The following is a 22,593-nucleotide window of genomic DNA, read 5'->3' on the forward strand; positions in this document are numbered from 1 at the left end:
CGAACGCGATGGCGCCACGTAACCGGTACGCCACTGTCCGAGTAGGCGAGACTCGATAATGGACCGCCAACTACCCTTGAGGCAAGAAGTCCTTGAGGAAAGTCTTTCCCTTCGGAGACTTGGCATATTCCCGAACTGGCGCAAGCGCTACCCTGTCGCCGAACACAAGGAGGTGGGGGATGTCGGTTGAGCCGACCCCGCGACGCCGACGCCTGGGCGCGGAGCTCCGGCGTATCCGCGAGTCCCTGCACTGGACGCAGGAGGAGGCGGCCAGCCGCCTCGGGTATCAGTCCCTCTCTACCGTCAGCAAGATCGAGAAGGGAGTACAGGGACTCAAGATCCAGCAACTGCCGCACTTCTTCGAGGTCTACCAGATCGACGACCCGGCCCTGCGCGAAGAACTGCGCAACCTCGTGCGCCGCGCCGGCGAGGCCGACTGGTGGCAGCGGTACGAGGGTGTTGTCGACGACCCGCTTGGGGACTACCTCTCCCTGGTGGAGAGCGCCAGCAGCCTGTTCGTCTTCAACCCCGTCGCCATCCACGGCCTGCTGCAGACGCCCGAGTACGCCAGGGCCGTAACCGAAGGCAGCAGGGCCTGGAAGACCCCGGAGGACATCGACCGCTTCGTAGCCATGCGCCAGGAGCACCAGAAGAACATGCTGGAGCGCGACCCTGCGCTGAAGATCTGGGCGGTCCTTCCCGAAGGGCTCCTACGCCAGGAAGTCGGGGGCAAGGCCGTCATGCGGGCCCAGATCGAGCACCTGATCGGTCTTGCCCGCACAGACCCGAACATCACCATCCAAGTCCTGCCCTACCGGGCGGGCGCGCACGCCGGGATGGACGGGCACTTCATGTTGATGTCCTTCCCGACGGGCCGGGACCTCGTGTGCATCGAGTCCATACGGGCCCTACTCCACCTCAACGAGCCAGACACGGTGGAGGTGTACCGCACCACCAGCGACATGCTCAAATCCGACGCCCTTTCCCAGAAGGCGTCCGTACCGCTCCTCACCACCATCGCCAAGGATCTTGCATGAACAAGAACGAGCTCGACCCGTCATGGGTCGAGTCCCAGCTGCGCGACGCCCAATGGCAGACCAGCAGCAGTGGCGGCCAGACCTGCGTCCAGGTCGCCTTCCTCGACCAGGGCATCGTGGCCCTGCGTGATTCCAAGAACACCAGCAAGGCCCCGCACCTGTTCACCGACGCCGAATACGACGCATTCATCGGCGGCATCCTCCGCGGCGAACTCCGACGCAACTGATCTGCACCGCTTCTGGCTGCCGGCCGGCCCTAATCGGGCTGGCCGGCTACGCCGGGGAGTGCTGTTCGTCGACGACGGCATAGAGGTGCTCGCCATGTGCCCAGCGTTTGAGCTCTGGCCGTCCGATGAGGATGATGTCGTGTCGCTCGGCGAACTCGGTTGCGGGCTTGGTGAATCCGTTGAGAGCGACGATGACGGCGATGTCTGCACCATGCTCGGGACGCGCGGTGCCGTTGAACTTCTGCACCGCTCCGGACCCGACCGGCGCGGTGTATTGTTTGCATTGTGCAACGATCTTGCGGCCTTCTCCGTCCCAGGCCACGACGTCCGCCCCCAAGTCTCCGGAGCCGCCGACCCGGCGGGCCCGTACGAACCCGTCCCGGGCGAGCAGGTCGGCGCACGCCTGCTCGAAGCCGTTCGCGCTCATCGCGGTGAGCTGTTTCATCCGGAAGGTCAGGACCTTGGGCGCATCGGCGACCGGCGCGGTGGCGTGCTCCTCCTCCACGTCTTCGGTGTCGCTGTAGGCGACAACGTAGCCGCCTCGGTCGGAGAAGACCACGAAGCACAGCAGCACCAGGGTGCCAAGGATGATCAGGGCGAACCACCAGGGGTGCCCCATGAGCCATCCCCAGACGTCCTCCGTGAACCAGCCACCCACATCGTCGCGCAGCCAAGGCCACGCGTCCTCAGTCAGCCACTGCCAGGCGACCTTGGCGATGGCCAAGCCGAGGATCAGCCAGAGGATGACCTTCAACACCGGGTCCAGTGACCCGTCCTCGTCGAACAACGTTCCCCCTTCTCTACCCTGACCTGGCCTCTCGGCGATACCCGCGCTATGCGGCCCGTCGCACCGATGTCCTGCGTGGCCTGCGGGCGGGTAGTCCCAGCAGGGTGTGGAGCGGGACTCCGTCTTCAGCCCACTGCCGCAGCCGCTCACGATCGACCCAGTGGATCTGATGCCGATCGCCCCACGCCTTGGCATCGCGGGTGAAGCCGCCGTTGGTGACCACGACCGCGACATCGGCTTTGTGGACGGGCCCAGCAGTCCCCTTGACCTGGTACATCACCTTCGAGTCGACCTTCCCGCCGACGGTGGTGTGCTTCGCCTGCAGCACGATCCGCCCACGATTGGCATGGCGACCGATGACGTCGGCCGCCTGATCGCCAGCCTGCCCGACCCGCCGCGCCGACCAGCCGTCACGGATGAGGAGATCCCGCAGCGCGAACTCGAACTCCGCATCACCGAGCGAGTCGATCCGGTCGAGTGGGAGTCGCAGGACCGCGACCAGCGCGGCCTGGGCCCGCCGCAGCCGAACTCTCCTCACCTGCCACCAGATGACAGACAGCACGGCCGCCACCGCTACGGCGACGGTGAGCGGCCACCCGCGCACGATCGCGTGCCACAGCGCCGTGGCCGCCTGCACCAGCACAGTGGCCACGGCCAGGGCGACGAGGACCGCTGCTCCCTGTTCGCGGCGACCGCGTGGCGCGCGCAGCCGCATCCGGATGCCGCCCATCAACGGCTCGACGATGCGGACACCGACGGAGTGGAGGCCGGCTTGTTCGTCTCGGCCCCGCTGTCACTGCTGCCGAACCCGAAGAGCTGCCCCCACAGCCAGACGAAGGCGACGATTCCCGCGATGGTCCAGCCGCCCAGCTTCTTTCCACGCGGCCGAGGATTCCTGCGGATGTGGCGACGAACCTCGTGAAATCCCTCCGGCGGCATGCCCTTCCCCCTCCTGTGATCTGGCAACTTGATGATGCTGCCCCTGCGGATATGGGTGTATCAGCGGGCACTGACAAAAACTGATGGATCACCACGGCGGTTGGCTCGCATCGATCACAAACCAGACAGAGGCGCTCCAACCGGCACCGTCGATCAATTATTTGAACGAGCGTCCCGCCTCTGACCTGGAGGTTTTCGTGCCATACGGTTGGCCCAACTGGCATGAACACCACCATGCCCTGCCGACTCGCCGCCGGTCGACGACAGTTCACCTGCGTCGACACTGCGAAAGCGGCCCTGGGAAGCGGCGCGGAGTTGGCGTGAAAGCGGAGGCGCTGATCAGGGTCCGCAACCATATTTGGCCACCGTTTTCGGCCCATCCGGAACGGCACTCAGCGCACCGGAAGAAGTACCGCTGTTCCGATCACAGATGTTTCGTGAACAACCCGCGGCGCGGCCTGCGCACACTACCGTCCGGAGCGGAAACCGACGAGATGACAGGAGCGCGGCGTTGGAGAACTTCTTCGTCCCCAAGAAGATCTGGCAGGGCGGAGGCCCCCCGTCGGGGAGCTGATCGAGCGGGTACCACGCCCAGTCGCCGACGCTCTCGTCCGGCTGCGTGGTCGGCTGCCCTTGCCAGGCGTGGACGAGCGCGCCGACGGTGACCCGCAGGACACCTTCGACGTGGTCGACGAGCGTGCCCAGCAGTCCCACGTCGCCAGTCCGAGCGACCAGACCGGTCTCCTCGGCGAGTTCGCGGACGACCGCGTCCTCGAAGGATTCCCCAGCCTCCACGCTGCCGCCGGGCAGTTCGAGGGTGCCGCGGCGGTGTCGGCCCAGCAGGATGCCCTGCTCGCTGAGCAAGATCGAACCGACACCGATGGCCGCGTGGGTCCGGCGCTCGGGTGCTGCGAGGTTGGCTGGAGACGCGCGCCGACCGGTCGGGAAGGCGCCGGACGCGGATGAGTTGCTGGATGACCGTGGCGCTCTCCTCGGGGTGCGGGAGCAGGTCGATGGCCTCGACGCGGAAGCCGTACTCGGTGAGCAGGTTCTCCCACAGCTGCGGTGCCAGGACCCACATCCGCGTCGGCAAAGGCGGGTCGTCCCGCAGCAGGATGATCTGCTCGCGCGGTGCCACTTCCGTGGACGGACCGCGGTCGTGCAGGTGGGTGTGCAGGAGTGAGAGTGTCAGAGGGGCGCCGGGACCCAGGCCGTCGCGCAGTGCGGGCAGAGAGCGGTGCGGGTCGATATAGGCGAGCGTTCCGATCGCGTACGCGGCGTCGAACGGCTCGGCGCCGGCCAGGTACTCGGTCACGTCTGCTTGGACGAACTCGACGTCGGTCACGTCTGCGTGGGCGGATACGGCGCGTTCGTGCTGGGTCGGGGACAGCTCGATGCCAGTGACGCGCGCTCCGTGAGCCCGAGCGAGGTGGACGGCGTGGTGGCCGGCTCCGGAGCCGATGTCCAGGACACGGCGGCCTGTGACGTCACCCAGGACCTCTGCTCCAGGTCCGACCCCTTCCCAGGGCGTCCAGCCGAGCCGGTCGGGAACGGGTGGGGTGTAGGCGCGGGCCAGTTGGCGCTGGCCGTAGATCTGCCAGGCCCGGGTGTTGATCTCCTCGGCGGGCACGATTGCCTCCTGGTGGGCGGGTGTTCAGAGGTCAGGTGTGCGTGATCAGGTAGGCGGGGCCCTCGCCGCGCCGGGCTCGTTCGATGGCGTCGAGGCGGGCGAAGGCGCGCGGCGCCATCAGCTCCTGCCAGGTCGCGAGGTCGTGGACGGCCCACATGTCGTGCTCGGCGGGGTCGAGGCGGATCCGGCCAAGCTGCTCGGCGGTCAGCCGGCCGCCGTCGAAGATGAGCCCCACCTTGTTCAGCGGCTGGCGCGGTCCGGCGTGCAGGAAGTGCGTAAGGAGCAGCTTCGGCGTGTGCAGACCGAGTTCGAGGCCGGTCTCCTCGACCGCTTCGCGCCGGGCGGTCTGCAGCGGGTCCTCGCCCGGGGCGTCGAGGTTGCCGCCCGGGAACTGCCAGAGTCTCGAGCCGTAGACGGAGCGGAGCTGGATTGGCCGGTCGTGCTCGTCGCGGATGTAGAGGCAGCCGTACACCGTGTGGTGGGGGACGGTCTGCGCGTACTGCGTGGGCGTCATCGGCATGGGGCGGCCGGGCCGGGCAGGGCGGTGGCCGAATGAGAGGGCGAGAACGCCGAGGGCTTCCTTGGCCGGCGGGTAGATGCTGCGGAGGTTGGCGAGCAGCTCTCCAGGAGGCCCCTCCGGGTCGATGCGCGCGGCGTCCTCCGAGCTGAGCAGGTCCTCGAAGGAGGGGTACGGGGTGATCCGCTGCACGATGATGTCGAGTTCCCGCCCGGTGTCCCGGTCGTGGAAGACGACCGTGTCGCCCACGGCGACGGCGCGCTTCTGCGGGGTGGCCACCCTCACTTCGATCGTCTTGCGGCCTGCTTCCACTTGGCGGTAGTACCGCCCGAGCAGGTGCATGTGATGCTCGTGTGGTTCGTCTCCGGCCGCCGGGCTCGGGACGGCTGGGATCGCCTGCTGCGTGTCATCAGGCATATGTGCCTCCGTTCGATGTGTTCCGTCCGCCGCGGTCGTGCGGTCGTGCGGTCGTGAGGTCGCGACCGGGTCAGGGGGCTGTGGCCGCGCTCCTGTGTCGGCGTGGGGGCGAGGAAGCGGACGAGGCTGCCGGTGCGTTAGGGCAGTTCGATCGGTCCGTAGCGCGCGTGCGGCTCCTGCCGCATCAGCGCGTCGTACCGGTCCGCTACCGAGAAGTGCCAGAACTCGGTTCCATAGTTCGTAAAGCCCGCGTTCTCCATGGCGTTGAGCAGAAGCGTGCGGTGGTGACGCGCCTGATCGCTGAGGTTCGGGGCGTGCGTGAAGCAGGCACCGTCGCTCTCCTCGGGGGAGGCATTGACGCGGGTGCCGAGGTCGAGTTCGTGGCCGTCCTGGTCGACGAGGGTTACGTCCACGGCCGCGCCCGCGGAGTGGGGCGCGATCTCCGGCGGCGACACGTACCGGCTGGCGGCCTGGTGCAGTTGCTCAGCGGTCCAGCCGGGGTGAGCAGTGGCCAGCTCGTCCCGGTACTCGGTGAAGTAGCGCTGCTGTACGGCCAGCGGGCGGTAGCCCTCGATGAACAGCAGGTCGGTGCCGGCGGGCAGGAGCGAGCGGACGTGCTCCAGCCGGGCCAGGACGCCCTCGCGGACGTGGGCGAAGGCGCCCAGCGGATCTTGCTTACGGGGATCGACACGGAAGTCGTGGTCACGCACGTCGACGAGCGGCTCCCCGCACTCGCGCACCGGGATCGCGGCGACCCGCGGATCGGACATCAACACCAGAGGGTTCACCGAGTCTCCCTGTGACGGCTTGCACTGCGGGGGCGGGGCAGGGGAGGCAGAGGCCAGATCGGTTTCGCGCAGGATCCGCGCGACGGTGTCCTGCAGCGTGCTGTCGGCCGGGATCACGGTCTCCAGACCGCCCGGCAGCAGATCCATCTCGCGGTACCAGGAGGCGAGGTGATTGTCGGTGACTTGCGCCAGGTACGCGGCATCCGCCTTCGACGCGTGTCGGGCAAACGTCGTTTCCAGCGGCACGTCCAGGTAGTAGCAGCAGGAGACGCCGCGGTGGTCCCGTACCAGAGACGTGATCATGTGGCTGTAGCGATCGGCGTACAGGATCCCTTCGAGCACGACGTGAAAGCCGGCGTTCAGTGCTTCGCGTGCGATCCTGCCCAGCAGGGCGATGTTGGCGCCGCGCGCGGTGTCGTGTTCCCTGAGCACGTTCCGGCGGATCACGTCCTGGGCCACGATCGCGATACCGCGGCCGTAGTGATCTCGCAGGCCCCGGGCCACGCATGACTTGCCTGACGCCGAGTTGCCTCGGATCACGACGAGGCGGGTGTCCTCACGGCCGGCCGCAGTTGCAGTGGACAGACAACGGTGTGCGCCGCTCGGTGTGCCGGTCATGCGGGCCAGCCCGTCTCGCTGTACAGCTCCCCGTTCTGGATCTTTTCGATGGCCACCCGGGTGTAGGGGACGAGGTCGTCGGGGAGGGCGGCGGGGTCCCAAAATTTCCACTGGGTGCACTTGTCCGGCTCGCGCAGTTCCGGCTCGCCGCTCCAAGCGTGGGCGCGGAAGAACAGGCCCATGCGGGGCTGGTCCCCGGCTTGGTCGATGTGGTGGACGACGTGGACGAGTTCGACGTCCTGGCGCTCGATGTGCAGGCCGGCTTCCTCCCGGGCCTCCCTGATCAGGCAGGCGATGGCGTTCTCCTGCTCGCAGTGACCGGCCAGGACGTGCCAGGTGGACGGCGCAAACTCTGAGTCGGGGTGACGCAGCCCGAGCAGCACCGTTCCATCGGGGCGCTCCAGGTAGAGGTGGACTCCGATGACGTTGAGGACCGTGCCGCTCGGGGAGATCGGTCGGCGCTCACCCCTCAAGACGGTCTCGGTCCGCGGGGCTGGAGCGGACGTGCCGGCTGTGTGGCTGGCGGCGTGACGCTGCACGAGGCCGGTGGTGGAGGGCGCGATGCGCAGGCGGTGGAGGTCGTCGGGGGCGAACCAGGCCAACATCACCCCTTCCGTCAGGTGGAGTTCGCGTGGGTCTCCGTTCCAGCTGCCGGTGTAGATGGCGATCGGTAGGGTCGCACCGGTGGCGTCGGTTGCTTCCTCGACGCCGAACGGGGCCAGGTCGGGGATGTGCAGGCCGGCTTCTTCGTTCAGTTCGCGCCGCACCGTGTGCTCCAGGGTGGCGTCCTGGAGCTCTCGGCCGCCGCCCAGCAGTGACCACATGCCCGGCTCCCAGATCTGGCCGGGGAAGTAGTCGCGCAGGTGGAGCAGGTACTCGCCGCGGTCGTTGTAGATCAAAGCGGAGGCGTTGGCGGCCCCCGGTTCGACGGCGGGCGTGAGTTTGAGTAGCTTCTCGCGCAGAGAAGGAGAGGTCACCTTGTCCACTGGCCGCCACTCGACTCCGTCGACCTCCTCTTCCTGCAGCACCACCGGCACCTGGGTCGCTGAGTGCAGGCGGAAGAGGAAGCGGAGGTCGAAGTGCTGGTGGCCCGGTTCGCCCTTGCCCGGGCGCGCGTCGATGTGGTGGATGTCGATGTCGAGCGGCACGGCCTCGTATCCGGGCCACGGCGCCACTGCCTGGCGTGGGATCCCGGTCTCCTCGTGCAGCTCCCGCAGGGCCACCGCCGCCAGGGACTCGTCTTCGGGCTCGGCGTGTCCGCCTGGAGGAAGTACCTTCCCACTCGCCCGGTGCAGCACGTTCAGGACGCGGCCGAGCTGGTCGACGACGATGGCGCCGCAGGTGACGTGTCCGGAGAAGGTGGAGCGACTGGTGATGTCCGTCGACCGGTCGAGCGCTTCCAGGAAGCCGCCGAGTCGCGTTCGCTCGTGAGGATGGTGGGCCAGATAGGTCTCGACGGTGGTGCGGATGTGTTCCTGCGACAGCGGCATAGGTTCACCTCGAAGCGGCGGAGGAGCGAAGCGGAAGGGGCCGGGGTGATTGTTCGGCTCAGCTCAGACGCATCCCCTCCGCGGGGACTTCTTCGATTTCGGTGGGGCGTGCGATAGGCAGGCCCCAGCGGACATGGGCTGTTTCAGCGGCGAGTTGGGCTTGCCGCGCGCCTGGCGGGCCCCATCCCAGGAGGGCGGCTGCCTGGATGGGGGGTGGCGAGCAGGCGAGCGAGGCGGTGGCCGGTGGCGGGGTCGATGGTTGCCGGTCCGATGGCGGTGACACGGGCGGCGAGGCGTAAGCGGGCGTTGGGCCCCACGCCGCCGTAGACCTCGCCGGTCTCGTCGAGCACCCAGCCCAGTCGCACGGGGTCGGGCAGGGTGAGTTGGGCTTCTTTGGCTGCTTCCCGGAGGAGGGTGTCCTCGGGGGTCGTGTCGGTCTTCTCCACGGTGCCGCCGGGCAGCATGGGCAGCGCGCCCCTGGGGCCGGGGTCGGCGACGAGTACGACCCTGCCGTCGGGGACGAAGCACCACGCCCAGGCTTGCTGCACGGGGAGCTGGTCGGGGACGGGTTTCCGATGCAGAGGGCTGTCCCACCGGGGGCGGTAGCGGACGTGGACGTCATGGCGATCCAGCGCTGGGACGTCGAGGATGTGCCGGCCGTCGGCAAGATGGGCGGTGGCGGTGCCGCCGAAGCGGGCACGGTAGGCGGCGAGCATGATCTGTCCGTCCACGGGGAGCAGGCGTTGCACCGCGTCCCGGGTCTCGAAGAAGGCGAACTCGGACAGCTCCTCGCGGGGCAGACGGATCGCCTGCACCTGGTCGGGGGTGAGGGTGCCGCCGTCGAAGATGTAGCGGATCTCTCCGGGGCAGGGCATGCCCGGCCTGATGTCGGGGTGGTGCGGCGAAAGGGAGTGGACGGCGAGCACGCGCGGCAAGGCCAGGTCCTGCAGGCCCAGTTCCTCGGCGATCTCGCGTCGGCCGGCGTCCAACGGGTGCTCGCCGGGTTCGGCGGCGCCACCAGGCAGCAGCCATCGGTCGTCCTCGCGGTAGGTGGGGTGCACCAGCAGAACACGACCGACCTGGTCAGTGACGATCGCGGCCGCACTGAGCCACACCGCGTGACGCGAGGCGGCGTACTGGGCTGCCGATGTGGCAGCCTGCGGCACAACGTGATCCGAAGGGGAAACGGAAGAAGTCACAGACTCTGCCTTTCAGAACGGTGTGCTGGAAGGGGGCACGGTGCGGGAAAGGGTCCGGTCGTCAGGCGATCTCGCCGCTCATGCGTCGCTGCAACTCCCACAAGGACTGGAAGAGCCCCGGCTCCTGGGTGAGCTGGGCGTAGGTGCCCTCCTGCACGATCCGGCCCTCGTCCAGGACAACGATCCGGTCGGCGACGGCCACATTGGTGAGCCGGTGCGTGATCAGCAGGACGGCACGGTCCTTTGCCAGTTCGCGCAGGCCGGAGAAGATCCGGTGCTCCGCCCGTGCGTCGAGGGCTGCCGTGGGTTCATCCATCACCAGCAGAGCCGCCTGCCGGTGGAAGGCGCGAGTGAGCACCAGCCGCTGCCACTGACCGCCGGAGAGCTGCTGCCCGCCGAACCACTCGCTGGTCAGGAGGGTGTTCAGGCCGGAGCGCAGGTTGGGCAGCATCTCTGCTGCGCCGGATGCCTCGCACGCGGCGAGCAGCGCCGCGTCACTGGTGTCGCCCTGCCCGAAGGTGATGTTGTCGCGCATCGTCAACGGCAGGTAGGTGAACTTCTGCGGGACCAAAGCGACTTGCTCCCACGCCCCCCAGGGATCCAAGTCCGCCGTGGAGGCGTGGTCCCAGACCACTTCGCCTTCGGTGGGCAGCAACAGCCCGCACAGCAGGCGGGAAAGGGTCGTTTTGCCGGAGCCGTTCTCCCCGACCAGGGCCACGATCTCGCCCCGCCGCACGTGGAGAGAGACTCCGCTCAGGCTGTCCTTCGGAGCACCGTCGTAGCGGTAGGTGACCTCGCGGACCTCGAAGCGCTCCGGGACAGCGGGCAGGGTCGCGGTCCCGCGGGAGTCGACCATGGCCTGACCGTGGGCGTTGTCGAGGAAGTTCTGCCAGTCCTGCACGTACCAGCCGGTGCGCACCAGGCGGGCCCCGCCGCTGATGATTCCGCGCACCGAGCTGGTGGCCGTCTGGAGAGCGAAGACAGCGCCGCCTCCGGCAGCCAGGCTCATGCGGCCGGAGGCGAGGAGCCACAGCAGTGCCGCCCACACCGCGGTCGAGGCGATCCCGCCGGCGGCAGCACCGGCCAGTCCCATCCAGGCGCCTGTGTTCGCGGCCTTGCGCTCGGCCGCATTGACCGAGGCGGCCAGCTTTCGGTACCGGCCGATCAGGAACGGGCCGGCCAGGCAGGCGCGCATCTCCTCGCTGGACTCCATGTAGGCCATGTGCCAGCGCAGTTTGCCCAGCATCCGCCGCCGCCCGGAGGTCTCCAGGCCGGCGAGGTAGATCACGCGCGCGGACCGGACGTAGGCGGCAGCCTGCGGCAGGCAAGCCAGGAAGAGCAGAGGCAGAAGCAGTGGGTGCAGGACCGTCAGGGCAGCCGCGCCGGCCGCCAGCGTTGCGGTCGCCGCGAGCACATTCTGGGCCTCTTCCACCAGGTCGGGGGTAACTTGGGCACCGCGGTCAGCGATGTCGTAGGCGTCGTTGTAGCCGGGTTTGTTGTTGGCGGCCAGTTCCGCGCTGAGCGCAGCCTCGACCATCGTCAGCTCCGCCGCCCGTGCGAGAACCGGGCGCAGACGCCCGGTCAGCCAGACCACGGCAATGCCCAGCAGCGCACGCAGTCCGGCTGCCGCGGCGATGACAGCCAACTGCGGAGCGGCATCCCACAGCCGCTCGGTGATGGCGCCCGCGGAGATCAGCGCGGTGATCGTTCCCGTGACAGCCAGGAGGCCAAGGGCGGCGAGCACGCCGGTTCCGATCTGGCACACCAGCAGCCCGACCGTCGCGCCGCGGTCTACCCGCCAGGCCATCTTCAAGGAACGCAGTACGAGCGCGGGCAGCCGCCGCGCCATTGTGCGGGTCGTCAGGAGCGATCCTGCTTGGAGCCGAGACTCGTCTCGGTAGAGGAATTCCTCTTCTCGAACACTGGCCTCTTCCGGTCTGTCGTTTTGCGGGGTGCCGTTCGGTGGCTGAGGCGGCTGCTCTTGTGTGATAGCCGAGGTCATCGTTCCCCCTGGGACGGTCGCTGCGGCGGAGTCGTGAGGACCAACGACCCAGCATTGATTTCGAACACACGTCATTCGGTCGTGCTTGGGAGCTCGCAATCGCATGCGTGAGGAAGTGTTGCGGGGCAGGATCGCTGGTCCGGCATGGGGCGGCTGGATGCTCACAATGGCCAAAACGCCGACATAGCTGCCGGTCACGCTGGCTGCCTGCCCGGTCAGGTAGCGGCGGAAGTTGCGGTGTGGCCAGAGCGAGGGCCGGGCGCCGGGTGAGGAGGGGTCAGTGCAGGAGGTCATGGAGCACCTCCTCGGCTTCCGTCAGGCGCTTGCGCAGCTCGACCATGGCCGCCTGCCGGTTCCGGCCGTACGCCTCGAGTTCTGAGGTGACGGCCTCCGGGGCGTCGAGGGGCTCGGACAGGGGATACACGGAACACGCCAAGTAGCCGGCCGCGACCCGGGGCACGGCAAGAAGTTCTTCGGTCGGCAGCGCCGGATTGGCTGCCTGGTAGGCGGCGATCGCACTGGCCAGACCGGTGGGCCAGTCCGGTTGTGCCAGGACCGTGCGCGGGTCGAGGACGATCCGCCCGAGCTCCCACACGGGGCTGCGATGGATCGGAGGCCGGAAGTCGATCAAGGCCGCCACGTGCTCTCCTCGCAAGAGCACGTTGGGGGAGGCGAGGTCGCCATGGACGGTCTGCACCGTCAAAGACGCCGGCAGCCCTTCGAGCATGGCGGCCACGGTGGGCAGCGCATCGAGCCGCTGCGCGGCCCTCTCCCGTGCCCAGTCGGCAAACTTCGAGGTGGGGGGTCTCTTGGTGTAGCTGGCGAGCAGTCGTTCGAGGCGCTGCCGGGCTCGTTTCACATCGCAGACCTCCCGGGCGGGGACGCGGCGCGGCGGGCCGGACGGGTGACGGGCCAGGGTCCGGTGCAGGCGGCCGACCGTCTCGCCCACCGCGGCCCACCGGCCGCCGAACAGGACGCCTTCCGCTGTCTCCGCATTCTCGACGTACGCCGCGACCGACACCGTCAACTCGCCATCGACCGCGATGAGATCGCCATCGAGGGTTGGCCGGACAGGCGGCACCGGGATTCCGCCGAGTCGTGCGAACTGGCCGAGCTCCAGCGCCTGGCGCTCCGCGTCCAGATCGGCACTCGCCGGGTAGGCCTTCACGAACCATCGGCCGCCGTCGCTGTCTCGGGCGACGTAGTTGCGGGTCGCGGTACCCGATGGGCCTTCGTCGACCACAGTGGGGATGATCCGGTAGAACAGCGGCAGGATTCTCGCCACGACGTCCGACAGGGCGGCGGGCGGCAGCGAAAGTTCCGCACCGCGCGGAGCCTGCACCGCGGGCCGGCGGATGCCGGATGTATCACTGTCGGCGCTCATGCCCCCCACCCCGTATCCGGTCGGCTTGCGCTGCGAAGGGCGTCAACTCGACGTCGGGACCGTGCCACGCGCGAGACGGCCAGCTGGAGACGTTCGAATGCGACGGGAGGATTCACGAGGGCGGGCACAGGATTCACGGGGTCCTCCAGATGGGCGCATGAGGGGCACTGGTGCTCTAACAACGGCCCCCGGATGGACCCGTCACGGGCAGCTCCGGGGCAGATCATGAACAAACGTTCCATTGGGGGGTGTGCGGCGCTCCAGGGCCGCTTCGTAGGCGAGTGGAGACACTCGAACGCATCGCGTCACCCGTTCGTGGACTTGTCTTGCGGTCGCGAACGGATGGTCGGGGTAGGCAGGGCGCCGGGCGCGCTGCCTTTCACGGAACGGGCCCAGTCAGGTCGCGGGGCGCTCCAAGGCCTCGTTCCAGGCGTCAATGCCGTCCGGGTCGAGCAGCGGTGCCACAGGAGTATTGAGGTACGCGTGCTCGACGACGTACAGGCCGACGGTTCCGGCGTGGCCGGGGAAGAGTTCGTTCAGGCAGCGGGTGACGGTCTCGGGCGCGGCGTCGTCGGCGTCCAGGAGCCGCCGGGCGAGGATCTTGCGGTTCCACACGTCCAGGCCGAAGGTGGCGGGGTCCCGGGACGCGTGCGAGGCCATGATTGCGGCGGTGTACGGGCCGACGCCCTTGATCTGCTGGAAGGTCTGCTCCAGGTCGTCGGCTGCCTGGAGTTCCTCGGCGGGGTGATCGTGGGAGAAGTCGGCGAAGTAGGGAAGGGTCTTGGCGCGGTAGCCGAGGCGATCCTGTTCCTTGAGGGTTTCGGTGGAGACGTGGGCCAGTTCCGCGGGCGTGAACCAGGCCCTGAGCGTGACGCCGTCGAAGCGGACGAGCCACCCGTGGTGGGTGAGGAGGTTGCGGGTCATCTGCGTGGTGCGGGCAATGGTGACGTTCTGCAGGAGCAGGGCGACCACGGCGATCTCGAAATGGTCTTCGGGGCAGCTCTGCCGCATCCCGGACAAGGCCTGGAACGGCTCGCGCATCTGCGGTACGGCGGCGGCGAGTTCCGTGAACTGGCTGAGGTCTTCGTCCAGTCCGTAGGAGGCGGTCAGCCGGCGTGCCAGGTGCTCGCGGTGGCTGGGTTTGTAGTCGCCGTCGGTGTACACCTCGGCGATGACAAGCCGGTCTTCGGCGTGCAGGCGCACCCCGGTGACGAGATCGCCTACCCGGAAGATTCGCCAGGAGCGGGTCGCGGTGTGCGCCTCGAGTCCGGTGGCGTAATGGGACGGCTTCCAGACGGTGTGGAGGAAGTCGAAGGGCCCACCTCCGGTGACGGGAAGTTCGAGGGTGTCGGCGTGCTCAAGACGGCGAGGGATCACGTCATGCTCCTGGGTGGCGGCCATGGGTGGATCTCAGGCGGGAGTCGTCATCGGGACGCCCGGCTGGAGGCGCCGGGCCCGGGGGCGCGGCGGTGTTGTAGACGGCCAGGGTGCGGCGCAGCTGGCCGGCTATCGCCGCACTCAGCTCTTCCGGTTCGGTGACGAACGTTCGGTCAGGCCCGCTTACTCCTCCGGGGGTTGCGGGCAGCGTGGGCCACGGTCGTGGCGGAAGCCGCACGGTGTCCCTGCGGCGGGTGCGGTGCTGCCGAAGCCGATCAGCTCCTGAAGACGTGCGACGGTTCGGTGGGGCTCCGTAGCCAGGATGGTGGTGATCCCCAGGGCACGTGCGGGTTCGAGATTGGCGGCGATGTCGTCCACGAAGACGCAGTCCTCACCTTGGCAACCAAGACGTTCCAGAACGAGCTGATAGATCTCTGTATCCGGCTTACGCATACGGACTTCTTCGGACAGCACAACCACGTCGTGCGCTTCGCTGAGGCGCCACGGCTCGTACGGGTTGAAGGGGTGCATGCCCATGCTGTTGGACAGCACCGCGGTCTTGAGTCCGGCTGCCCGGATCGCGCTGGCGGCGTTGACGACGACCGGTTCAGGCCGGAGCGTGGCGAGCGCCCGGCGCATGAGGTCCGTGCCGTCGATGCCCAGCAGAGAGGCGATGCCTTCGTTCCAGGCTTCCTGGGTGATGTCGCCGCGCTCAAGATCTGCGTACAGGCGACGGCCGGTGGGATGGACGCTGATGGCGTGCAGGTAGGCGCTCTCGGGTAGTCCGCATTCCAGAGAGAAGGTGCGGGCGCAGTCGTCCATGCTGGTGGTGAGGACTCCACCGAAGTCGAATATGACGGCCTTGAGCTGGCAGGTAAGTGTGGATTGACCATCTCGGTGCACGGCTGTCCATCCTTTCGCTACGCGTCAGAAGGAGGAGGCGAGCGGTTCAGAGGTGTGCGGCGGCCGGCAGGCGTCCCAGGATTGGGAGAGGACGGAACGCCTCCGCGCGGGCCGTACCGATGCGCGCGCCCCACAAGGCGCTCAGGTTTTCGGCCATGGGGCCGAAGTGCTCGCTGATCGGCTGGGAGTGGTGTTCAGCGAGCGCCCGCATCTTGCGCTCGTACGTTGCGGATATGTCGATGATCACCGAGGCGGTAACGGGCCCGTTCAGAGTGAGGGAGTTGTAGGTGTCGCAGGTGTAGAGCTTGCGGGGAGCGCCAGTCGCGATGTGTGCCGCGGGCAATCCGGCCAGGACGGCTTGGGCGGTCGCGCGGTGGTCGGGATGGACATCGTCCGTGGGGTGGGTGATGAGCACGTCCGGCCGGTGCCGGCGGATCAGAGTCCCGACCGTGGCTGCGTCCAGGCGCGAGTGGAGTGCGATGTCGATGCCGAGGATCTTGGCGCTGGCTTGCGCCTCCGCATTGCGTGTGGGGTCGTGGGATTGGACGGCGCCGACGACCGATGCGTGCTGGGCGTGAAGGGCAAGGGTGCCGCCGGCCCACAGTTCGAGGTCGTCGGGGTGGGCCATGACGGCTAAGACCGATCCGGGCATGGTTACCACAACCCCAGCTTCTCGACGACGTCTGCGGGCTTGGGGAGGGTTGGGCTCGCCTGGCCGGTGGCCTGCCACGCGACGGGGACGTCGAGTCGCATCCGGCTCAGGTCGCGCCAGCGCAGCACGTCCGTCCACGCCGCCTCGATCGCGGCGCCCTTGGCCCCGGTCAGACGGCCGCTGGAGCGGAGGCCGTCGAGCATGAGACCGCCGGCCAGCAGGTCGGCGGCGGTCTTGGCACCGATGCCCTTGACGCCGGGCAGGTTGTCTGACTTGTCGCCGGTCAGGGCGCGGTAGTCGGGCCACTGGGCAGGGGTGACGCCGTAGCGCTCGTAGACCTCGGTGTCAGTGATGATCCATTTGGATGCCTTGCGGGAACGGTTGATGATACGGACCCGCTCGCCAGCCAGAAGTTGGTAGTAGTCCTGGTCGGCGCTCATGATGCGGATCGTCCGGTCGGCGTAGCGGTGCACCAGGGTGCCCACGACGTCGTCGGCCTCGGCGTCACTGATCTCCACCCAGGCGATCCCGTACGCGTCGAGGGCCTTCTTCATCGGCGCAAGAAACTGCAGAGGCTCCAGGGCGGCAGGGGTGTTCTCCCGGTTGGCCTTGTAGCCGGCGTCGGCGCCCTTGCGTTCGGTGCTGCCGTGCTCGCCGTCGAGGACCACACAGACCTCGGCGGGATCGGTGTCCAGGTCGTCGCGGAGTGTCACTCGCAGGAGGGCGAAAAAGGCGAAAAGCCCGGTCAGGTTCCGCTGCTTGTCCCGCGAGAAGATCGGGGCGGGGAAGCCGAAGTGGCCGCGCCACAGCACGTTGAAGCCGTCAACGAGGAACAGCGGGGCTGTCGAGGAAGAGGACGGGGCTACAGCACCCATCACGACACCGCCTTCAAAAAGAGATCAGCGATTCGGTCGGGCCTGTAGTCCTGAGCCAGGTGGTACATGGCCTGTGAAGCTCGACCGTAGGCTACCGGATTCGCGAGGATGCCATCGACTGCGTGGAGCAGAGTGCCGGGCCCCCGGCGGGGGTCGCCGGTCAACAGCCGCACGGTGTCGGGGTAGCCCTCCCTGAGCGCGGGCAAGTTGCCGACCGGGTAGCTGACGACGGGCACGGCGGCGCTCATGGCCTCCAGGGCCACCAGACCGAACGTCTCCCGCAGGGACGGAACGATCACTGCGGAGGCCGCGCCGAGCCAGCTGGGCACCTCGCGCCAGGTCAGCTGCTGCTCGAGCAGAGTGATGTTCGGTGCCGCGGAGGCGAGTGCTCGGCACTGGTCGAGGAGGTCCGACTGGGAACCGGCGGCTGCCTCGAATCCGGCGTGGGCGACTGTCACCTCCAGGCGGCGAGTCCAGGCGCTCGCGGCCGTCAGTAGCGGAACGAGTCCCTTCTCACGGCCGAGCCGGGCGAGTACCCGGATGGGAGCGAACTGGCGCTGCTGGATTTGTTCCTCGTCCGGTGGGGCAGACGGAGGGTGCAAGAGCGCGTTGGGTACCACGCGCCAGCCATCTGGTGACCAGCCCGCTGCTTGGGCCTCGGCCCGGACCACCGGCGACGGAATGATCACCGTATCCGTCCCGGCCAGCGCGGCGGGCGCATCCTGCGGGTTGGGCAGGACGTGCACGGCCAGCACCCGGCGGACGCCGTCGGGCATGCCGCCGGCCAGGCGTCCCAGTCCCCACAGTGTGTCGGTGAAGACGACGGTATCGGCGCGGTGACGAGCGACGATCTCGCGCAGCTGGGCCTGGAGCTTGTCCTCGGCCTCCTCGATCGCGTCGCGCAGGACTTGGTCGTCGCACGGAAATGCGACGGGAAGGTCGAGGGGTTCGACGGCCACGCCATCGAGTCGGGGGCCTGGCCGCTGCGGGGCTGCGGTGGCGATGGTTACCCGGTGTCCGGCCGCGGCGAGTCCGGCGGCGAGGGCAGCGGTGGCCCGCTCGATGCCGGCCGGGGCGTCCATCTGCCAGGAAGCGAGGACGAAGACGATGCCGCGGGTGGTGGTGGAGGCATCGGTCACGGCGTGAGGATCCTCTCGGGCGAAGGAAGCGGGCGGAGGGTGGTGTCGGGGTGCGGCTCCCAGGGGAAGACGACCCAGTCGTCGACGTCCCAGGCCCACCAGTTGGGGCGAGTGGGGCTGCCGACGTTGCGGCACAGGGCCACGGTGCTTACGTGAGCGTCTGGGGCGAGCCTGTCGGCAAGGGCGTCGGTGACTGCGGTGAATGTGGCGCCCGTGCCGCAGATGTCATCGACTAGGACGACACGGCCGTCCAAGGCATCGGGGAAGCCGTCCGAGGCGGTCACTGTCACTGTGCCCGTGGCCTGGACGTACAGGGCATCGGAGCTGTTGTGTCGGGCGGAGACGTGGCTGACGGGTACACCGAGCCGGGCGGCGAGCTGCTCTGCTGGTGCACTCCCGCCGCCCGCGATGCCGATCACCATGGCGATCGGCCCTGCGGTGATGACGGCGGAGGCGAGAAGCTCGATGGCGGTCCCGTACGTCGACTCGGTGAGAAGGTACGGGCTGCGACGGCGGAAGACCCGTTGGGCTGCGGGGGCCGGGGTCTGGTTCATGCCCGGGCCTCCTGCGGAAGCGGCAGGTGCAGGTCAGCAGCGGTCAGCAGGGGACGTGTGGGCTGGATGCCGGTTGCGCCGTGCACGTTGCGGTACACCTGCCCGTCGGCACGCACCACGGTGAACCCGTCGGCGAGTTCACGGGTCCGCAGCCGTACCCGTAGGCCCTCTGGGGGCTGGGCCGAGGCGACGTGGCCCTGCGCGTCGGTGTCGCTGATCATCTCGGCCGCAGCGAGATGTACGCCGTCCCCGATCGGCAGCATCTGCAGGAAGGTCACCCCGACCGCTCCGAGTTCGGCAGCCAGGTCGACGACGGACTGGGCCCGGTGGGCGGTGGACTGCATCAAGACGGCGTGCAGCTGAACCGGCAGGCCCTGGGCGACGGCGGCTCGGACACCGGCCACGGCTCGGTCGAAGCTGCCCGCGCCTCGCCAGCGGTCGTGGGAGGCGGCGTCGGGTCCGTCGAAGCTGACCCTGACCGCGTCCAGGACCTGGGCGAGTTCGCTCGCCCGCCGCTCGAGGTGCCAGCCGTTGGTCGTGCAGCTGACCGCGGCTGCGCCGCTGCGGAGGATCTGTAGCAGCTGCGGAAGATCGCGTAGGAGAAGTGGTTCCCCGCCGGAGATGTCGTTGCCGAGAGTCCCGCACTCGGCGAGGATGCGGGCGATGCGCTGACGCGCTGCCGCATCCACATCCTTGAGGGTCTTGTCGTCGAGGCACTGAGGACAGGCAAGGTTGCAGCGAACGAGCGGGGACCAGCAGATGTTGAACGGCAGGCGGGTAGCGACCTGGCGTTGAGCGACCGTGGGCCACGTGGCTACCTCCCTGTCGTCCAATAGCAGTCGTCCGGTGGACAGCTGACGGCCGGGTACGTGGGTGAGCTCGGTGGCGGGGTCGTACACCAGGCGCGTGTCGCCAAGCGTGGCGGACGAGAAGATTCGTAGCGTCATCGGGTGATCACCTCGGCGTCGGCCAGGAGCTGCTCGGTGTGGGCGTGGAAGGCGCCGGCGCGGCCCGACGGGACCGGCCCATCGAGCAGCATCCGGTAGTAGGCCAGCGTGTTCGGCCAGCCGGCGAGCTTGGTCTCCCACTGGGCGTCGGCATCCGGCGGATCAAGGTGGAAGCCGACGCACTGCCGCAGCGGGACGACCAGGCAGCCGGAGGCAATCAGGGCAGCACCGAGATGGGTGTCCTCCATGCCCCAGCCGATCCGGCCGAAGGTCGGATCGAAGCCGCCAACGTTGACGACCTTCTCGCGCGGTACGGCCAGCAGCGCGGTGACCACCGTGCGCGGAAGGTCCCAGTCCAGATAGGTGACCCCGTGGCCGAGCTTCTGGAAGTCGTCGGTCTCATCCAGCGGCCGACCAGTGGTCGGTCCGTCCAGCACGACACCGGTGTACAGCTGCTTGCCGCCGTTGCTGCGCCAGGTCACCCGGTGGTCGGCGGCCAGGTCGGGGCTACGCGTGGGAATCTGGGCGCTGCCATCAAGGCCGGGTGTGTAGCGGACGTTGTGCCGGAAGCCCAACAGCACCGTATCCGGGCGGGAGCGGGCCGCCATGTCCGCGAGGACGTGGGGGCCGATGACCATGTCGGCATCCAGGTAGACGATGGTGCCAGCGCTTGCGAGCGCGGTGCCGACGTTCCGTGCGGTTGCTGCGCCGCCTGGATCGCGCAGGCGGATGAGCATGTCGACGGCGGGGTGGGCCTCGGCTATGTCCGCGGTCGAGTCGGTGGAGGCGTCGTCCACCACGATGATCTCGACGGATCCGTGGGTGTTCTGCGTGGCGAGGGCGTCGAGGACGGGCCGCATCGAGTGCGCGGTGTTGCGAGCGGGCACCACCACCGACAGGGCATGGCCAGCCGCCAGGGCGGCGGGGGTCGGAGCGTGCCAGGAGAGACCAGACGCCTTTTCGAAATCGGCGCGAAGGGAGCGGTGGTCGTTTGGACGGGCGGCGAGGGCCTCGGCCAGCGTGAGAGTCACGGCCAGTTCCATTCGTCGAGTACGGCGGCGGCCTGGGGCCAGCCGTGGGGATCAGGGATCCAGTGCACGAGCGGGCGGTCGTCGTCGGCGAGCACGTCGGCGAGCAGGACCAGATAGAGCGGTTCGGCCACGACCAGGAGCCGCACGGGAACACCGAGTTCGTCGATGTGTTGGCGCAGGTGTCGGTATACCTGCGGGCGCAAGGTGTCGGCCTGCTCGGCGGTGAGCGTTTGGTCGTAGGGCAGCAGCGGCGTGTCGGCGTCGACCAGGCCGTGCCGGGCAGACAGGAAGAGGACGCGCTTGCGTAGGTCGGGGAGGTGCCCGACGCGCGCCCGCAAGTTTGGGGCGATGCCACCGATGTACAGCTCCAGGGCGGAGATGGGGATGCTGGTGGGCATCTTTCTGCGTGAGCAGCCCGCGAGCATCAAAGTGCCGGGCAGCGGTGTGGTCATGGTTCGCGCACCACCCGGAAGCCGATACCCGCCGACTTGAGTTCTGTCGGTGCCGCATTGAGAAAGGTCGACCTGGCGTACAAGGCCGGAGAGTCGTGGGAGGCACCCCGCAGCACGAAGCCGTCGCCGAGGGTGGCACTGCTGGTCCACTCCCATACGTTGCCGGCCATGTCGAGCAGGCCCTCAGGGGTCGCGCCGTCCGGGTATGCGTCCACGGGCGTGGTGCGGCCCGGACCGCCCCGCAGGTTGGCGCGCCGGGCCGTGGGCTCCTCGTCGCCCCAGGGGTAGAGACGGCACTCGGGACCGGACGCCGCCCACTCCCACTCCAGCGAGCGGGGCAGGCGCCCGCCCAGCTCCTGCGCGATCCGAGCGGCATCGCAATGAGCCAAACCCGTCAGCGGCTTCTGGACACTGCCGTAGCCGAGTTGTGCCGGGGCGAGCACGGTCCGGGTCCACTCCAGCGTGCGCACCCTGATCGACCGCTTCTTGTCACCGAAGCGGCACACGCCGCCTTCGACCCGGATCCAGCTAGGGCGCGTATCCAGTTGTGATCAATCTGTGGGTCTCGGCTTCGTGGCGGCGCCTGATCCGGTAGATCGGTTTGTGTGACGCGAATACAACTGACTGATGCGGAGTGGGAGTTCATCGAGCCGTACCTGCCGATCGGTGAGTACGGCCCGTACCCGGGGCGGCTGCGGCAGCAGTTCGAGGGTGTGATTTGGCGATTCAAGACGGCGGGGCAGTGGCGGGAGATGCCGCAGGAGTTCGGGGCCTGGTCGACCGTGCACAATCGCTTTCGTCAGTGGAGGGACGCGGGCGTCTTCGAGGCCCTCTTGGAAGGTCTGATCGCGGAAGCCGCGAAGCGTGGTGAGGTGGACTTGTCCCTGGTGAGCGTGGACTCCACCACTGCCAGGGCTCACCACGACGCTGCCGGGCTCCGCATTGATGCCGACACACTCGCCGCCCTGGAGAAGGCCGCAGAGGAGGAGAAGGCCCGGCAAAAGGGGGCAGTCCGGAGGGACAAGTCGGGCAGGACACAGGAGACGACCCAGCCCGAGATGAGCGGCGACGCATCCGGCGCCGCCGCAAGCTCCGGCTGAAAGCCGCCCTGCTCGGACGCTCGAGAGGTGGGCTGACCAGCAAGGTCCACCTCGCCGCCGACCGCAGGTGCCGGCCGTTGGCCTTCGTCCTGACCGCGGGACAGGCTGCGGACAGCCCGCAGTTCATCCCCGTGCTCAGGAAAATACGAGTTCGGGGACCTGTCGGTCGTCCTCGGACCCGCCCTGACGCAGTTGCCGGGGACAAGGCCTATTCGTCCCGCGGCAATCGCGCCCACCTGCGGAAACGCGGCATCAAGGCAGTCATCCCCGAGAAGCTGGACCAGGCGGCCAACCGGGCTAAGAAGGGGAGCAAGGGCGGTAGGCCCGTCAGCCACGACGCCGACCTCTACAAGGAACGGAACACCGTCGAACGGCTGATCAACAAGCTGAAGGCCTGGCGAGGCATCGCCACCCGGTACGACAAGACACCGGAGAGCTACCTCGCCGGCCTCCACTTGCGTGCCTCAATGATCTGGATCAAGGACCTCACGCGAGCCAACTCTTGATCACAACTCAATACGCGCCCTA

Annotated in this window: 22 protein-coding genes and 2 pseudogenes; 3 read left to right on the forward strand and 21 right to left on the reverse strand. The window is 68.5% G+C overall.

The genetic code is table 11. The features are described from left to right. Window positions 1-179 precede the first annotated feature (179 nt). Both BIV24_RS15715 and BIV24_RS15720 read left to right on the forward strand, forming a co-directional pair. A complete protein-coding gene (locus BIV24_RS15715; RefSeq protein WP_071366917.1) occupies window positions 180-1,037 on the forward strand; it encodes a helix-turn-helix domain-containing protein in 858 nt (285 codons plus the stop codon). After that, window positions 1,034-1,264: a DUF397 domain-containing protein gene (locus tag BIV24_RS15720; protein ID WP_071366918.1), complete on the forward strand. Its 231-nt coding sequence runs from the start codon at window positions 1,034-1,036 to the stop codon at window positions 1,262-1,264. The genes BIV24_RS15715 and BIV24_RS15720 overlap by 4 nt, the downstream gene beginning before the upstream one ends. 46 nt (window positions 1,265-1,310) lie before the next feature. Here BIV24_RS15720 and BIV24_RS15725 read toward each other — a convergent pair whose 3' ends face one another. The 21 genes and pseudogenes from BIV24_RS15725 to BIV24_RS15830 form a co-directional block, all read right to left on the reverse strand. Then, on the reverse strand, window positions 1,311-2,051 hold the full coding sequence (locus BIV24_RS15725) for a restriction endonuclease (RefSeq protein WP_071366919.1): 741 nt from the start codon (window positions 2,049-2,051) through the stop codon (window positions 1,311-1,313). A gap of 46 nt (window positions 2,052-2,097) precedes the next feature. Next, on the reverse strand, window positions 2,098-2,781 hold the full coding sequence (locus tag BIV24_RS15730; protein ID WP_071366920.1) for a restriction endonuclease: 684 nt from the start codon (window positions 2,779-2,781) through the stop codon (window positions 2,098-2,100). Beyond that, a complete protein-coding gene (locus tag BIV24_RS15735; RefSeq protein ID WP_071366921.1) occupies window positions 2,781-2,990 on the reverse strand; it encodes a hypothetical protein in 210 nt (69 codons plus the stop codon). The genes BIV24_RS15730 and BIV24_RS15735 overlap by 1 nt, the downstream gene beginning before the upstream one ends. A 339-nt stretch (window positions 2,991-3,329) precedes the next feature. Further along, window positions 3,330-3,854: a nucleotide triphosphate diphosphatase NUDT15 gene (locus BIV24_RS35410; RefSeq protein WP_245766825.1), complete on the reverse strand. Its 525-nt coding sequence runs from the start codon at window positions 3,852-3,854 to the stop codon at window positions 3,330-3,332. 214 nt (window positions 3,855-4,068) lie between these two features. Then, window positions 4,069-4,620 (reverse strand): annotated as a pseudogene (locus BIV24_RS35415) (class I SAM-dependent methyltransferase); the annotation flags it as partial. A gap of 31 nt (window positions 4,621-4,651) precedes the next feature. Beyond that, a complete protein-coding gene (locus BIV24_RS15755; protein WP_245766826.1) occupies window positions 4,652-5,554 on the reverse strand; it encodes an NUDIX domain-containing protein in 903 nt (300 codons plus the stop codon). 137 nt (window positions 5,555-5,691) lie between these two features. Next, window positions 5,692-6,960: a M15 family metallopeptidase gene (locus BIV24_RS31955; RefSeq protein ID WP_177198730.1), complete on the reverse strand. Its 1,269-nt coding sequence runs from the start codon at window positions 6,958-6,960 to the stop codon at window positions 5,692-5,694. Continuing rightward, window positions 6,957-8,450 (reverse strand): NUDIX domain-containing protein, encoded by a 1,494-nt coding sequence (locus BIV24_RS15765; protein WP_071366925.1) that lies wholly within the window; start codon window positions 8,448-8,450, stop codon window positions 6,957-6,959. Before BIV24_RS15765 ends, BIV24_RS31955 begins: the two co-directional genes overlap by 4 nt. A gap of 143 nt (window positions 8,451-8,593) precedes the next feature. Beyond that, window positions 8,594-9,616: an NUDIX hydrolase gene (locus BIV24_RS15770; protein ID WP_245766827.1), complete on the reverse strand. Its 1,023-nt coding sequence runs from the start codon at window positions 9,614-9,616 to the stop codon at window positions 8,594-8,596. A gap of 94 nt (window positions 9,617-9,710) precedes the next feature. Beyond that, entirely contained in the window at window positions 9,711-11,651 is a 1,941-nt protein-coding gene (locus BIV24_RS15775; protein ID WP_071366926.1) for an ATP-binding cassette domain-containing protein, read from the reverse strand. A gap of 277 nt (window positions 11,652-11,928) precedes the next feature. Next, window positions 11,929-13,035 (reverse strand): phosphotransferase enzyme family protein, encoded by a 1,107-nt coding sequence (locus tag BIV24_RS15780; RefSeq protein WP_079168285.1) that lies wholly within the window; start codon window positions 13,033-13,035, stop codon window positions 11,929-11,931. A gap of 396 nt (window positions 13,036-13,431) precedes the next feature. After that, window positions 13,432-14,436 (reverse strand): DNA glycosylase family protein, encoded by a 1,005-nt coding sequence (locus BIV24_RS15785; RefSeq protein WP_071366927.1) that lies wholly within the window; start codon window positions 14,434-14,436, stop codon window positions 13,432-13,434. Between the two features lie 159 nt (window positions 14,437-14,595). Then, a complete protein-coding gene (locus tag BIV24_RS15790) occupies window positions 14,596-15,315 on the reverse strand; it encodes an HAD family hydrolase (RefSeq protein ID WP_245766828.1) in 720 nt (239 codons plus the stop codon). A 46-nt stretch (window positions 15,316-15,361) separates the two neighbouring features. Further along, a complete protein-coding gene (locus BIV24_RS15795) occupies window positions 15,362-15,943 on the reverse strand; it encodes a PIG-L deacetylase family protein (RefSeq protein ID WP_218149312.1) in 582 nt (193 codons plus the stop codon). 26 nt (window positions 15,944-15,969) lie between these two features. Beyond that, on the reverse strand, window positions 15,970-16,842 hold the full coding sequence (locus BIV24_RS15800) for a 5'-3' exonuclease (protein ID WP_177198731.1): 873 nt from the start codon (window positions 16,840-16,842) through the stop codon (window positions 15,970-15,972). After that, window positions 16,842-17,981, reverse strand: a complete 1,140-nt coding sequence (locus BIV24_RS15805) for a glycosyltransferase family 4 protein (protein WP_218149313.1) — start codon at window positions 17,979-17,981, stop codon at window positions 16,842-16,844. Before BIV24_RS15805 ends, BIV24_RS15800 begins: the two co-directional genes overlap by 1 nt. Further along, window positions 17,978-18,535: a phosphoribosyltransferase gene (locus BIV24_RS15810; RefSeq protein ID WP_071366930.1), complete on the reverse strand. Its 558-nt coding sequence runs from the start codon at window positions 18,533-18,535 to the stop codon at window positions 17,978-17,980. The genes BIV24_RS15805 and BIV24_RS15810 overlap by 4 nt, the downstream gene beginning before the upstream one ends. After that, window positions 18,532-19,482 (reverse strand): radical SAM protein, encoded by a 951-nt coding sequence (locus BIV24_RS15815; protein WP_071366931.1) that lies wholly within the window; start codon window positions 19,480-19,482, stop codon window positions 18,532-18,534. Before BIV24_RS15815 ends, BIV24_RS15810 begins: the two co-directional genes overlap by 4 nt. Continuing rightward, the gene (locus BIV24_RS15820; protein WP_218149314.1) at window positions 19,479-20,513 is read right to left on the reverse strand and encodes a glycosyltransferase family 2 protein; all 1,035 of its coding nucleotides are present in this window, start codon (window positions 20,511-20,513) and stop codon (window positions 19,479-19,481) included. Before BIV24_RS15820 ends, BIV24_RS15815 begins: the two co-directional genes overlap by 4 nt. After that, the gene (locus BIV24_RS15825) at window positions 20,510-20,965 is read right to left on the reverse strand and encodes a DUF6884 domain-containing protein (RefSeq protein ID WP_071366932.1); all 456 of its coding nucleotides are present in this window, start codon (window positions 20,963-20,965) and stop codon (window positions 20,510-20,512) included. Before BIV24_RS15825 ends, BIV24_RS15820 begins: the two co-directional genes overlap by 4 nt. Beyond that, window positions 20,962-21,471 carry a formylglycine-generating enzyme family protein gene (locus BIV24_RS15830; RefSeq protein WP_218149315.1) on the reverse strand — a complete coding sequence of 170 codons (510 nt, stop codon included), beginning with the start codon at window positions 21,469-21,471 and terminating at the stop codon, window positions 20,962-20,964. The genes BIV24_RS15825 and BIV24_RS15830 overlap by 4 nt, the downstream gene beginning before the upstream one ends. Before the next feature lie 99 nt (window positions 21,472-21,570). On the opposite strand from BIV24_RS15830, the pseudogene BIV24_RS31960 reads away from it, so the two are divergent. Continuing rightward, window positions 21,571-22,571 (forward strand): annotated as a pseudogene (locus tag BIV24_RS31960) (IS5 family transposase). The last annotated feature ends 22 nt before the right edge of the window (window positions 22,572-22,593 follow it).

Origin of the sequence: Streptomyces colonosanans, from assembly GCF_001866645.1 — a bacterium.
Taxonomy (GTDB): Bacteria; Actinomycetota; Actinomycetes; order Streptomycetales; family Streptomycetaceae; genus Streptomyces; species Streptomyces colonosanans.